Genomic DNA, 12,697 nt, shown 5'->3' on the forward strand with positions numbered 1-12,697 from the left:
GAAAACAGCACAGAAACAGCGCAGACAGCGGGGAGTAAAACCATGATCATCCGGCACGCAACGCGGGACGATGCCGCGGCAATCGCGGAGATCTACAACGAAGCCGTAATCGACACCGTCGCCATCTGGAATGATGACACTGTCAGTGCGGAGGATCGCATCGCATGGATGGAGGCGCACTGTTAAGCGCGACCATCGATGCTGCTCGTGAGGCGAGAAAGCACGTCTTGGTTGCGGCGATAGAAGGCAGCAACGAGGGGTCGATTGCGCTGCACAAAAAGTATGGCTTCCAGCGCGTTGGACTATTGCCGCAGGTGGGGGCGAAGAACGGGCGCTGGTTGGACATGCTGTTGATGCAGGTCATGCTGACAGACGGGCAGCCACCCGCTCGGCCGCGCGCTTAGCAAAGGGGCCAACACCCATGATCGTGGCGGCACCGGGGCCAACCCAGTCGCCGTAGCCGACGAACTCGATGAGGTCAGAGTCGATGCTGCGGAAAGGGTCGAGCGCTGGGCGGAAACCGGTGCACCAGATGAGGTGGTCCGCGTGGACGTCGTCAAGCGAAGAAAACATGGGTGTCCAGGTGAGTGCGCCGGAGTCGCGGGCTTTGCGGACGGGCGGTAGGGCAACGATGTCGCCAATGCTGTCGGTGGCGCCCTGGCGGTAGCGTTTGAACAGGACGCGGCCGTCGACGTCGTCGGGCATCCAGCGTGGTTCGTGGCGGGTGAACCAGGTGGTGTCGATGCCGGAAAGCACCAGTTCAGAGGCTATTTGGGCGCCGGAGTTCGCCGCGCCGACAACGGCAACGCGGGAGCCTTCGAATGGCTCGGGACCTGGGTAGTTGGCCGAATGCCACTGTTTCGCGGAGGTCGTGCCGGGGTAATACGGGACGAAGGGCCGGTTGCCGGTGGCGGCGATGAGCTGGCGGGATTCGAAGTCACCGGCATCGCTGGTGAGGTGGAAGGTGCCGTCGTGGGAGACGTGCGTGACGGCGACCGGGCGCTGAACGCGCAGTTCGTAGCGCTTTTCGTAGGAGTTGAGGTAGTCAATCACGTGGGAAGCGGGCGGGAAACCGTCATAATTGGGCATCTGGATGCCCGGAAGGTTGGAAAAGTCCGGGGTGGAAAAGAGCGTCAGTGAGGGCCAGACATTGCGCCAGGAGCCGCCGGGAGCGGGCTGATTGTCCAGAATGAGCGGATCAATGCCGCGTTTGTGCAAGTAATAGGCGGTAGCGAGGGTAGCTTGGCCGCCACCGACGATGATGACATCCTCAAGCATGTTTCCAGCTTAACGACGAGTGCCGCACCTCGAGCTGTACTACCGTGGAGCACCATGAGCTCGCTGTTTGATCTTTCGGACAAGCCCATCGACGAACTACCCGGTTACCAGCGCACATTCGCGCCGGGCCGACTCACGGTGGGGCTCAGCCTGCCCATCGAGCAGGACGCCGAAGCCGAGCCCAAGGACGCGCTGAGCAACCAGATTCGGCTGATTCAGAAAGTCGAACGCGCAGGCATCGCGGCGGTGTGGGCACGCGACATCCCGCTGCGCGTGGAAACATTCGGCGACGTCGGCCAGGTCTACGACCCCTGGATGTACCTCAGTTACATCGCCGCACACACCACCGATATCGCGCTCGGCACCGGCGCAGTCGTCGTGCCCTTCCAGCATCCGCTGGTGATGGCCAAGCGCGCTGCCACACTGGACAGGCTTTCCGACGGTCGTTTCCTCTTCGGCGTTGCCACTGGGGACCGACCCGAGGAGTTTCCCGCCTTTAACCAGGACAAAGGCAAGCGGGGTGAGCGTTTCCGCGAGCATATCGAGGTCTATAAAAAGGCCCTGAGCACTAGCTACCGGCCTATCCGGTGGTCCGAGGGCAAGATGGGCGGATCCGATGTGGTGCCCAAGCCGCTGGCCCGCCGAGTTCCGCTGTTGGCCACCGGCTCCTGTCAGCAGAGCCTGGAGTGGAAGGCCGCGCATACCGACGGGTGGTTCATGTACCACAAAGGCCTGGAGATGCAGAAGAAAAACATCGCCAACTGGCAGGAGGCGGTGGCCCAGGAGTGCGGCGAGGGCGTGTTCAAGCCCTTCTTGGAATCACTGTGGATTGACCTGCATGAAGACCCCGACGCCCCCGCGCAGGGTGGCCACTTCGGGTACCGCCTTGGCCGCAACAAGCTCATTGAACTGCTGCAATCCCAGCGCCAGCTCGGTATCAACCACGTCAGCATCAACTTTCGTACCTCGAAGCGGGATGCGGAAGAGCAGATTGATGAGCTGATTGAGTATGTGCTGCCGGCGCTCGATGAGCTCCCTACACAGACTCCGTAGCGCCCTGCCACTGATTAATCCCGCGGTCGACGGCCCACTTGTCGATCTCCGCGAGTTCTTCATCGCTAAACGGCGCAGCCTCCAGGGCGCCGAGGCTGTTCTTCAGCTGCTCCACCGACGATGCGCCAATCAGGGCGGAGGTCACTTCGTCACGGCGGAGCACCCACGAGATGGCCATCTGTGCCAGGGACTGGCCTCGTCGTGAAGCAATGGCGTTGAGCTCGCGGATGGCGGTGAGCGTGTCGTCGTTGAGGAACCCCGAGTTCATCTTGTGCGCCCCGAGACGCGAGGATTCCGGCACGCCATCCAAGTAGCGGTCGGTGAGAAGCCCCTGCGCAAGCGCGGAAAAGGCGATGACACCCATGCCTTCGTCGGCGCAGGTTGCCAGCAGTTCGTCCTCGATCCAGCGGTTGAACATGGAGTAGCTCGGCTGGTGAATGGTCAGCGGTGTGCCCAGCTCACGGGCGATTTTCTGCGCGCGACGAGTGAGCTCGGGGGAGTAGGAGCTCACGCCGACGTAGAGCGCGCGACCGGAGCGGACGAGGAAGTCGAGGGCGGCGACGGTTTCCTCGATAGGCGTATCCGGGTCGGGGCGGTGGTGGTAGAAAATGTCCACATAATCCAGGCCCATGCGCTTCAGCGAGGCATCGCAGCTGGCCACGAGGTACTTCCGCGAGCCGCCGAAGCCGTAGGGACCATCCTGCATGTACCAACCGGCTTTGGAGGAAATGATCATTTCATCGCGGTAAGGAGCGAAATCCTTGGCCATGATGCGACCGAAACTCGCCTCCGCAGAGCCCTGCGGTGGGCCGTAGTTGTTGGCGAGGTCGAAGTGTGTGACGCCGTGGTCGAACGCGGTGCGCAGGATCTCACGCTGCGTCTCGAGCGGCCGGTCATCACCAAAGTTATGCCAAAGTCCCAGCGTAATGGCTGGAAGCTTCAGCCCCGTGCCGCCGGAGCGGTTGTACGGCATCGTCTCATAGCGGTTGTCATTGGCGTGGTACACGTCTGGATAAGCCATGTATTCGAGGGTACGCGGGCTTTACGACGAGTAGTTGTGCACAAGGTGGCCGACAACGAGGCGCGTGGCCGAATGGCTACCCCTGGAAGTAATAAAAGTGAGCTTGCTGGGGAACAACTGGGGCAGTTCGTCCGACTAATAAGGCATGACTTCAATAGCCACAGGCGATGCCGCTGGAACGCCAGCCGCAAACCCCGTCGCACAGACTCAGAAAAATGGTGGGCCACGAGCATTACTGCACCGAATCCATGTCGTTGCAGGCATCCTCGTTGCGCCACTACTTGTTATTGCAGCTATCACAGGCGTGGCGTATGCCCTCGCCCCGAGCATAGAAAAGGTGGTTTACCACGAAGAGCTAACCGCAACATCAAGCCTTCCCGCACAACCGCTGGAAAAGCAGGTTGAGGTCGCGCAGCGCGTGCACCCTGACCTGCCGGTGACCGCAGTGCAGGTCCCGGAAAAGCCGGGGCAGACAACGCGAGTCATGTTCAATGACGAGCAGCTGAAGTCGGAGTCCTACCGACATGCGGTGTTCGTTGACCCAGGCGACTTGAGTATCAAGGGTGACCTGGTGCAATACGGTTCCTCGGCGGCGCTGCCACTGCGGGCGTGGATCTCGGAAGGGCACCGCAGGCTCTGGATTGATAGCAACTTTGGTCGCCTCTACTCCGAGACGGCAGCATCCTGGATGGGCGCACTGGCTATTGGTGGCCTCTGGCTCTGGTGGGATCGTTCGCGTCGCAAGCGGACACAGGGAACGAGTAAGAGGGCGCATCATATGCGTCGTCACGCGAATGTTGGCGTGGCGGTTAGCGTTGGACTTCTGTTCCTGACTGTCACCGGCCTGACGTGGTCGTGGGTGGCTGGAACGGGCATCGCAAAGCTGCGCGAGACGATGGACTGGTACGCGCCGAAACCAGCCATGACTGCGACTGCGCCAGCGAATTACGACTGGTCAGAGGCAGATAATGTTATGAACCTCGCACGTTCCGAGGGCCTGTCCGGGAAAGTCGAACTGACACCACCGGAAGCTGGCACGGTGTGGATGGCCAAGGAAGCCCGCGAGGAATGGCGGATGGGTATTGAGACCGTCACCGTTGACGGGTCGACCGGAACGATGGTCGATCGGATTCACTTTGCGGACTGGCCGCTGCCGGCGAAACTGACCGAATGGCTGATTAACGCGCACATGGGCATCTTGTTCGGTTGGGTGAATCAGCTGGTCCTGGCACTGATCGGTGTCGCTCTGTTGGCGATGATTGTGCGCGGGTACGCCATGTGGTTTGGGCGCGGTCGAGGTGGCCGCCCTGGCAGGCTCCCGGCGCCGACGCGTTGGCGGGACATTCGCCCGGGTGTTGCAGCAGCTGTTGTGGCGCTGTTGATTGCCTACTCGGTGGTTGCACCACTGTTTGGTGTGACGCTTGTTGGCTTCGTGATTGTTGATTGGGTCTGGCGGAAGCTGCGGAGAGGTTAGTGTAGGTTCTGTCGCCTTCGGGTTCCCTGCGTGAGCGGGGATGTTCCGGTTTTATTGTGAGGGGCGATGTTATCCCCGCGAAAGCGGGGATTTTTCGTGTAAGCGACACTTGTAGATGAGTCTATTTGATAGATATAAACGTTTTATTGTGTGGGGTTAGTAAGGGGTAGTTTCCATATTGAATGAAATTAATATCTCGGCTATCTTGGAGATTAGAACAGAGGCCGGATAAGGGTTCGGCCGGACAGGGTCGATATGTCGAACATGGGCTCGAACTTGGCAGATGTACTGTCTGAAATAGCTCGCTTGCAGTGGGCTAAGTGGGATTGGCAAAGTGAAGAGGCATTGAGTCTCGCACAACATTTGAATGATGCCCAGGATGTGGCTTTTTATCTCTGGGATGAGTGGTTGCCGGAATCACTAAGGCAAGTGCTTACCGATGAGTTCGGCTCGAAGGAACGAGCCCGTGCATGGGTTGCTTTCTATGCTGGTGGGCACGATATTGGTAAGGCGTCTTATGCTTTTTCGGTTAAAGTTCCGGAACTGTATGACCGTGTGCGCTCGTATGGGCTAGGCGCTGCGACAACACTTTCCTCCAAGGAGTTACGTGGAGCGCCCCACGGCGCTGTCGGCGCATATGCATTATGGGTTTGGTTGGTGGAAAACCATAGATTCGATGAAGATGCTGCCGACACATATGTTGCGCCAATTGGTGGCCATCACGGCAAGTTTCCCGATGAGAATCTGTTGCATTCTGCCGAAGACTTCGTCGAAGAACTCGAAGATGAAAAGTGGCAACACATTCGTTCTGAATTCTTCGACGCCGTGGCCACAAGGGCAGGTTTAACGGCGACTGATTGTGAACAACGCCGAGAGCAAGAGCTGTCAGCGCAAGCGCAAATGCTTCTGACGGGAATTGTGGTCATGGCTGACTGGCTTGCTTCGAACACTGATTTATTTCCACTGTCGATGTTTGATGCATCGTCGACAAGCAGAAGCGATGATGCGATTGACAGATTGAATCTTCCGGATCCGTGGGATCCTCGCCCGGAAAGTAGTGCGGATGACTTATTTCGCGCTCGGTTTGACCTGCCTGCTGGTGCCACCCCATACCCAGTTCAGCTGGACGCAGTAAAGCTTGCTGAGGAAGTGGAAAAACCAGGCCTGTTGCTGCTAGAAGCACCGACTGGTGAGGGTAAGACAGAGTCTGCACTTGCGGCTGCGGAAGTTCTTGCAGCCAAGTTCGGCTGTGGTGGTGTGCAAGTCGCCTTGCCTACTTGCGCCACATCAGATGCCATGTTTTCTCGTGTTTTGAAGTGGCTCGATCGTGCGATTGCAGAAGACCAGTTGGCCTCTGCGATGCTCACACATAGTCGCGCGCAGTTTAATGATGAATTCCAAGGTCTTAAGTTTCCGTCACAGAGTTTTTCGGCTATTTATGACGAAGAATATGGTGCCAATTCTAAAGAGCCTGCAGTAGAGGCTCATTGGTGGCTACGATCTCGAAAAACTGCAGCGTTAGCAGACTTTACTGTTGGCACGATCGATCAATTCCTTTTCTCGGCACTGCAGTCAAAGCACGTGATGTTGCGACACCTAGGGCTTGCCGGAAAGGTACTGATTCTTGATGAGGTGCATGCTGCGGACATTTACATGCAGCAGTATTTGTACCGCGCATTGGAGTGGTGTGGCGCGTATGGAGTCCCAGTCATTGCTCTATCAGCCACGCTTCCGCCGGATACTCGTTTCCATTTGATGGAGGCTTACGCGTCGGGAATTGCACAGTTAGGAAATGCGCAAATTTCCAACAAGATTCTTGGCGAGATGGAAGTTGCCAAAGACGAACGGGCTTATCCGCTTCTGACCTTTGTGAACGAGGATGGTGTCACGGCCCGTAAGCCAAACGCTTCATCTCGCAGGCAGGTGGTATCGCTCGAATTCTGTGATGACTCATCTGTTGTGCACATGCTGGCAGAAGAACTTCGTGATGGTGGTTGCGCCGTAGTCGTATGCAATACAGTTCAGCGTGCCCAAACGCTTTACGACGAAATCTGTGCTGTTGGTAGCTTCACTGATGACGAAGTGTTTTTGCTTCATTCACGCTTCGCTGCGGCAGATCGACGGGCTAAAGAAGAAGAGCTCGTTGCCAAATATGGCAAGTCTGGTGTGCGTCCACGGCGGGGAGTGGTGGTGTCAACACAAATTGTTGAGCAGTCCCTTGACTTGGATTTTGACATTATGTTCAGCGATTTTGCGCCTTCGGACCTGCTGATCCAGCGAGCGGGTCGTCTCCATCGGCATAGTCGTAAAAGCCGTCCGGAGCGACTTCAAACGCCACGACTGGTGCTCTTTGGGGTCACTGAGATTGGGGATAGCAATGCTCCAGAGTTTGTGAGCGGTAGTAAACGGATTTATGGCACTGCGTTGCTGATGCGGACGGCCTCAGCGTTGATGGGGCGTAAGCAGTTTATTTCACCAGATGATGTCGCAGGAATAGTTCGTGAAACGTATGACGCAGATGCGCAGTGTCCAGTCAGTTGGCGAAAAGACTGGGATGAGGCGGTGAAGGAGAAGCAAGCGAGGGGAGAGAAGCTTGCTGAAAAAGCGAAACGTTCACTCGGTCCATCGCCAAACGAAAAAGACATGAGTCTGTGGTTCCAGCATGGATCTGCAGAAGAGTTTCGTGGGCAGTCGCAGGTGAGAGATATCGAAGAGACAATTGAAGTAGTTCTTGTAGAACAGCGAGGCAGCGAACTCTATTCATTGCCGTGGCTGGAAAACCGCGGTGGTGAGTCACTGAGTAATGCCAATGGAGTCGACGACGAATTAGCACGCGAAGTTGCTAAATGCACCATTTCGCTGCCTTGTTGGCAAGTCGGGGGAGTGGACGAGTTCATCGCTGAATTGGAGCGGTTTGGTAGCCCCTCTTGGCAACTTAGCTCCTGGCTAAAAGGGCTTCTGCCATTGCCGTTGAACAAAAGTGGGGAATGCCATGTTAACGGAGTTAGTTTTTCATACGATATGAAGTATGGATTGCGGTCCGTTCGAGAAAAGGAGTCGCAGTGAGCGGAACTGAACCAAGTTTTAATCTGCTCGACGAGCCCTGGATTAAGGTCACGGGGCACGATGGCAATGGTCGGGAATTAGGCCTTCGAGATATCTTTGCGCAGGCTGGTGAGTTAAAACGGATCTCTGGTGAATCGCCAGCGCAGGACTTTGCGATTTTGCGCGTGGCTCTTGCGGTTCTTTATCGCGCATTCGACTTTGGAGAAGATGTCAAGGAAAACCGCAAACAATGGGCGGCAGCATGGGAGGACAAAAAGCTGCCGTTAGAGCGCATCAGCCGCTATTTAGATGAATATTCGCACCGATTCGATTTGCTCGATCGGGAAGCCCCTTTCATGCAAACTCCTACGCTTGCTACAAAAAGTGGAGAGTGGAAGAGCCTTGAGGCAATCATTCCGGACTCACCGGAATTAGGTGACCTCTTCTACCGGCGTTCAGCACTAGCGCCCCTTCCACTGGCGGAGGCAGCACGTTGGCTTGTTCATTGTCTCGCCTTTGACTTTTCCGGAATTAAGTCGGGTGCAGTTGGTGATTCCCGCGTCAAAGGTGGGAAAGGTTATCCCATTGGTATCGGTTGGTCAGGATGGCTAGGCGGAACCGTACTTGAAGGACACAGTCTTCTTGAAACACTGCTGCTAAATATCGTTGATCATAAGCCTGTGGCCTGGGCTGGTGTCCCTATTTGGGAACTCCCGGTTCCGACATCCGCAGTCTCTGACACGCCGCCTCCGAAGGGTCAGCTCACGCTATTTACTTGGCCGCAGCGGCGTATTCGTCTTCACGTGGAAAATGGCATGGTCACCGGTGCACTCGTTTGTAATGGCGATCCAGTGGATTACTTACATCAAGATGCAGTCGAAATGATGTCTCCGTGGCGCTATAGCGGGCCGCAGTCGAAGAAAGCCAAAGAAGATATCTACATGCCAAAGGCAATCAACCCTGACCGAGCCCTTTGGCGAGGTCTTTCGGCTGTGCTGCCCGCGGCAGAGGTCGATACGACTAAGGGACGTACGGGCAGTGAGGTAAGAGTCTCAAAACCTGCTGGTGTTATGGAAGCTTTGAAGACTCGGACGGGGCGTCGTGGTGGAGTCGTGCCGCAGAACTACCGGCTGAGTCTTCGGATGGTTGGTTACGAATATGGTCCCCAAATGGCTTCGTACAACCGTCTATTAACAGATGATTTAGCGTTCCCTGCGCTTTTGGCTGCTGATAAACAGACCATCCAATTCGTATTGTTGGCCGCAAACCGAACACAAGATACAGCAGCCGAACTGCGAAAATTTGCCAATAATTTGGCCATTGCGTCTGGTGGCGAACGCGGGGCCGCAGGCTTTAGCGCAGAGGGGTCCTTCTACTCGGATGTAGACCCAGTATTCCGTCAATGGGTTAGCGGACTTACGTCAGAAACAGACCTTAGTGATCACCTTGCAACTTGGACAGAACAGTTGCGACGTTTGGCTCTCGCCAGAGCTGCGGAGTTGATAGCAAGTGTGCCCGACAGCGCATGGCCAGGTCGTGAGGTTGATGAGCGTCAGTACAACGTGGGGCACGCTGAGCTGTGGTTTCGGCGAGGGCTCGGAAAAGTTCTGCCACGACCCGAAGAACAAAAACCTCGAGAGAAAGTTAATTAACAATGGCTGATACGAATAAGTCGCAGTCGCGCAGCTCCCTGCTGTACAGCTTTGTTGCCGGCAAGGCACAAAGGTTAGCAGGTGGTCTGGCCAACGAAAGCTCGGAAGCTCGTGCCTCCCTTGCGGTGCTTCGCCGCTCCCTGAGCGCGTCGCTGGCAGATCAGCCCCAGGTGTGGTCAGAGGTATTCAATTCGTTCCCGGCGGAGCTTGAAGGCCCTCGAGATGAGCCGGGGGTCTACGAAACTGCAGCACACCTTGCATTGGCCTTTTTTGCACTCCATCAGCAATCGAGAAATGAGCCTATGCATAAGGCCAATGAAGGATTCGGAGTGGCTATTTGCCAGCTTCATCAAGTAGCAGGTGAAAACCAGAAAAAGGGTATTGAGCGACGGTTTAACGCAGCGCTTACTGCACAGACAACCGATGAGTTAGTGCACCATTTACGCGGACTAATTCAGATGCTGAGGAGTTACAGCGTTCCGATGGATTACGGCCGTTTGGCTAATGACTTGGTGGCGTTGAACTACTCAGATTCAGCTCGCCGTGTACGACTTCGTTGGACCCGGGATATGAACAGAGTTCCGCAATCCGAAATCGATGACCATGACCGCGCAGTAGAAAACTAATAACAGCAGAAAGGCTTATCATGACCATCTACATTGATATTCACGCACTCCAAACTGTCCCGCCATCAAACCTGAACCGAGATGACACGGGTAGTCCAAAGACAGCCAACTACGGCGGTGTGCGTCGGGCCCGAGTTTCCAGCCAAGCATGGAAGCGCGCAGCACGTAAGGAATTCGAGAACTTACTTGACCTTGATAAGTTGGGACAGCGTACTCGCTTCAGCCCGTCATTGATTGCTGCGGAAATCATTTTGCAGGCTCCGGAGCTGGAAGAAAGCGCTGAGCATCTAGCGCTGAGTGTTCTGCAGAAGACGAAGTTGAAGCAGGCAAAGCCCAAGAAGGGTGAAGAAGACACGCGTATCCGTACTGAGTACCTGCTATTTGTTTCCCGCGCGCAAATTAAAGCGCTAGCTAATCTGGCAATTCAGTACCAGGACGATCCGGCCAAAATTCCTGCGAAGGAAGCGAAGGAAGCGCTAAATAACGAGCACTCAGTCGACATCGCCCTCTTCGGTCGCATGTTGGCCGATGCTCCAGACCTAAATGTTGATGCGACGTGCCAGTTCAATCATGCTATTTCTGTTCATCCGACCGTTACGGAGTTTGACTACTTCACTGCGGTTGATGACAACGCGGCGGAGGACAACGCTGGTGCTGGCATGATTGGCACGGTGGAATTCACCTCGTCTACGTTGTACCGCTACGCAACGGTCAACGCTAGTGAATTGGCTCATTCTTTGGGGTCGAAGGAGGCAGCATCTGAAGCTGCTGGCGCGCTACTCAAGGCATTTGCGCTTTCGATGCCAACTGGTAAGCAGAACACGTTTGCTAACCGAACGCGACCAGATTTGATTGTGGTCCAAGTTCGTGATGATCAGCCTGTCAATCTGTCAGAAGCTTTTGAAGACCCGGTGGAAGCTACTCGTGGCCGCACAGAAAACGCATCTATCAAGCTGGCAGAGTATGCCGCTGAGCAGGACGGTGCGTACGACTCTCATCCACTCGGAGGTGCGTATCTTGCCACTGGTGGCGCAGCTACTGAAGCTGCAATGGAAAAGCTGAATGTCTTTGGCGATCGCACCGACATGGCTGGTTTGGTCAACTTAGTTGAGCAGGCCGTCATGGAGAAGGTCGAGCTCTAATGTCGGTTCTCCTCTTGAGGCTCGCTGGACCTATGCAAGCATGGGGAGACTCGAGTCGATTCAATCACCGTGGTACGCGGCGAGAGCCAACGAAAAGCGGGGTAGTTGGTTTGCTTGCAGCTGCAAGCGGACGACGCCGTACTGATGTGATTGAAGATTTGGCATCACTGGGCTTTGGTGTTCGTACTGATCAGATTGGAAAGGTCGAGCGAGATTTCCAGACTGAAATTGATTGGCGCAACAATAAATCCAAGCCCCTGACGTATCGTGATTACCTCACTGATGCCATCTTCATTGTTGCAATTGAAGGTCCACGCAGTGTTCTTGAAGGGCTTGCCGACGCGGTACAGCGTCCAGCGTTCCCTCTCTACTTAGGCCGCCGTGCATTCCAACCGACAGGAAGAATGGTTCTAGGAATTGAGGAAAAGCCACTGGAAGACGCTCTGCGTGAGGCTCCTTGGCAAGCATCGACTTGGTACCGGAAACGTCAGCCAGACGTAGTTTCGCTGCCAATTGTTCGAGATATGCGCGATGGTGAGACCTACGATGAGCTAATTCCGGATACTCCAGTCAGCTTTGATCCGAGAGAACGAAAACACGAGATGCGACCAGTGGTTCATGGATGGCTAGAGATTGAAAACAAAGAAGGAAAGCGTCCTGTGTTCTCTCACGATCCTATGTCCCTACTGGGAGGTGACTAGTTGATGTACCTTTCACGCGTGTTTCTCAATCCGCAACGGCGGGGGACTCGTAAGTTGTTAGCCAGCCCAGAGGCTATGCATGCTGCGGTGATGTCAGCTTTTCCACCAAATAGTGACCTCATCACTGAGAACGGTCGCGTTTTGTGGCGAGTTGACCGCGAAGCCCATTCCCTCGCTCTATACGTGGTGAGTCCTGAAAAACCATCATTTGAGCATCTGCAGCAGCAAGCAGGCTGGGAAAATCAAGAGTCGTGGGCGATACGTGAATACGAACCGGTTTTGGGAAGTATTTCCGTCGGAAAGCGATTTCGTTTTAGGTTGGTAGCGAACCCTGTGAAATCAGTGCGCGACGCCCAGACGGGTAAGTCTAAAAGGCTTGCGCATGTAACTGCAGCTCAACAGCGAAATTGGTTGTTAGAACGCGCCGAAGTTATGGGTGTGCGATTTCTGCCAGCGGAGTTTTCACATGCAGATAGTCACGACGCCTCCAGTGATGACTTAGCTGTTTCCGTTACGGGTAGGGAAGTGATGAAGTTCCGCCGACAGGGACGAATGGTCACAATCGCCCGGGCACAGTTTGATGGAGCCATTGAGGTAGTTGATGCTGAGAAGTTCCGTCGTGTTTTGACTAACGGAATTGGCAAAGCAAAGGGATATGGGTGTGGATTGTTGACTGTCGCTCCAATGACTTCTAGAAGTGACTAG

General features: G+C 55.4%; 12 protein-coding genes. 10 read left to right on the forward strand and 2 right to left on the reverse strand.

The genetic code is table 11. The features are described from left to right. Window positions 1-42: 42 nt before the first annotated feature. Window positions 43-186, forward strand: coding sequence for a GNAT family N-acetyltransferase (locus HMPREF2920_RS11055; RefSeq protein ID WP_306295439.1), 144 nt, complete (start codon window positions 43-45; stop codon window positions 184-186). Further along, window positions 165-404, forward strand: coding sequence for a GNAT family N-acetyltransferase (locus HMPREF2920_RS03270; RefSeq protein WP_306295160.1), 240 nt, complete (start codon window positions 165-167; stop codon window positions 402-404). The genes HMPREF2920_RS11055 and HMPREF2920_RS03270 overlap by 22 nt, the downstream gene beginning before the upstream one ends. Here HMPREF2920_RS03270 and HMPREF2920_RS03275 read toward each other — a convergent pair. After that, window positions 361-1,278, reverse strand: a complete 918-nt coding sequence (locus HMPREF2920_RS03275) for an FAD-dependent oxidoreductase (RefSeq protein WP_070853995.1) — start codon at window positions 1,276-1,278, stop codon at window positions 361-363. The two genes, HMPREF2920_RS03270 and HMPREF2920_RS03275, sit on opposite strands and share 44 nt — an antisense overlap. 54 nt (window positions 1,279-1,332) lie before the next feature. On the opposite strand from HMPREF2920_RS03275, the gene HMPREF2920_RS03280 reads away from it, so the two are divergent. Further along, entirely contained in the window at window positions 1,333-2,331 is a 999-nt protein-coding gene (locus HMPREF2920_RS03280; protein ID WP_049193400.1) for an LLM class oxidoreductase, read from the forward strand. Here the strand turns inward: HMPREF2920_RS03280 and HMPREF2920_RS03285 are convergent. Beyond that, window positions 2,315-3,352 (reverse strand): aldo/keto reductase, encoded by a 1,038-nt coding sequence (locus HMPREF2920_RS03285; protein ID WP_070853996.1) that lies wholly within the window; start codon window positions 3,350-3,352, stop codon window positions 2,315-2,317. The genes HMPREF2920_RS03280 and HMPREF2920_RS03285 overlap by 17 nt on opposite strands. Window positions 3,353-3,497: 145 nt before the next feature. On the opposite strand from HMPREF2920_RS03285, the gene HMPREF2920_RS03290 reads away from it, so the two are divergent. From HMPREF2920_RS03290 to cas6e, 7 genes are all read left to right on the forward strand, one after another. Further along, window positions 3,498-4,826, forward strand: coding sequence for a PepSY-associated TM helix domain-containing protein (locus HMPREF2920_RS03290; protein WP_069359349.1), 1,329 nt, complete (start codon window positions 3,498-3,500; stop codon window positions 4,824-4,826). A 264-nt stretch (window positions 4,827-5,090) separates the two neighbouring features. After that, window positions 5,091-7,892, forward strand: a complete 2,802-nt coding sequence (cas3, locus tag HMPREF2920_RS03295; protein WP_168168140.1) for a CRISPR-associated helicase Cas3' — start codon at window positions 5,091-5,093, stop codon at window positions 7,890-7,892. Then, complete coding sequence (gene casA / locus HMPREF2920_RS03300) at window positions 7,889-9,523, forward strand: type I-E CRISPR-associated protein Cse1/CasA (protein ID WP_070853998.1); 1,635 nt, start codon at window positions 7,889-7,891, stop codon at window positions 9,521-9,523. Before cas3 ends, casA begins: the two co-directional genes overlap by 4 nt. A 2-nt stretch (window positions 9,524-9,525) precedes the next feature. Further along, on the forward strand, window positions 9,526-10,149 hold the full coding sequence (casB, locus tag HMPREF2920_RS03305; protein ID WP_070853999.1) for a type I-E CRISPR-associated protein Cse2/CasB: 624 nt from the start codon (window positions 9,526-9,528) through the stop codon (window positions 10,147-10,149). Window positions 10,150-10,169: 20 nt separating this feature from the next. Beyond that, window positions 10,170-11,291, forward strand: a complete 1,122-nt coding sequence (gene cas7e, locus HMPREF2920_RS03310; protein ID WP_070854000.1) for a type I-E CRISPR-associated protein Cas7/Cse4/CasC — start codon at window positions 10,170-10,172, stop codon at window positions 11,289-11,291. After that, entirely contained in the window at window positions 11,291-11,992 is a 702-nt protein-coding gene (gene cas5e / locus HMPREF2920_RS03315) for a type I-E CRISPR-associated protein Cas5/CasD (RefSeq protein WP_070854001.1), read from the forward strand. Before cas7e ends, cas5e begins: the two co-directional genes overlap by 1 nt. A gap of 3 nt (window positions 11,993-11,995) precedes the next feature. Then, on the forward strand, window positions 11,996-12,697 hold the full coding sequence (gene cas6e / locus HMPREF2920_RS03320) for a type I-E CRISPR-associated protein Cas6/Cse3/CasE (RefSeq protein ID WP_070854002.1): 702 nt from the start codon (window positions 11,996-11,998) through the stop codon (window positions 12,695-12,697).

It is taken from the genome of Corynebacterium sp. HMSC075F02 (assembly GCF_001838335.1).
In the GTDB taxonomy this organism is placed as follows: Bacteria; Actinomycetota; Actinomycetes; order Mycobacteriales; family Mycobacteriaceae; genus Corynebacterium; species Corynebacterium jeikeium_D.

Bases quoted from the DNA above. Each gene is read 5' to 3' on its own strand.
- HMPREF2920_RS03290 (WP_069359349.1), top strand. From the start codon at position 3,498: ATGACTTCAATAGCCACAGGCGATGCCGCTGGAACGCCAGCCGCAAAC.
- HMPREF2920_RS03275 (WP_070853995.1), bottom strand. From the start codon at position 1,278: ATGCTTGAGGATGTCATCATCGTCGGTGGCGGCCAAGCTACCCTCGCT.
- HMPREF2920_RS03285 (WP_070853996.1), bottom strand. From the start codon at position 3,352: ATGGCTTATCCAGACGTGTACCACGCCAATGACAACCGCTATGAGACG.
- cas7e (WP_070854000.1), top strand. From the start codon at position 10,170: ATGACCATCTACATTGATATTCACGCACTCCAAACTGTCCCGCCATCA.
- HMPREF2920_RS11055 (WP_306295439.1), top strand. From the start codon at position 43: ATGATCATCCGGCACGCAACGCGGGACGATGCCGCGGCAATCGCGGAG.
- cas6e (WP_070854002.1), top strand. From the start codon at position 11,996: ATGTACCTTTCACGCGTGTTTCTCAATCCGCAACGGCGGGGGACTCGT.
- HMPREF2920_RS03280 (WP_049193400.1), top strand. From the start codon at position 1,333: ATGAGCTCGCTGTTTGATCTTTCGGACAAGCCCATCGACGAACTACCC.
- cas3 (WP_168168140.1), top strand. From the start codon at position 5,091: ATGGGCTCGAACTTGGCAGATGTACTGTCTGAAATAGCTCGCTTGCAG.
- casB (WP_070853999.1), top strand. From the start codon at position 9,526: ATGGCTGATACGAATAAGTCGCAGTCGCGCAGCTCCCTGCTGTACAGC.
- HMPREF2920_RS03270 (WP_306295160.1), top strand. From the start codon at position 165: ATGGATGGAGGCGCACTGTTAAGCGCGACCATCGATGCTGCTCGTGAG.
- cas5e (WP_070854001.1), top strand. From the start codon at position 11,291: ATGTCGGTTCTCCTCTTGAGGCTCGCTGGACCTATGCAAGCATGGGGA.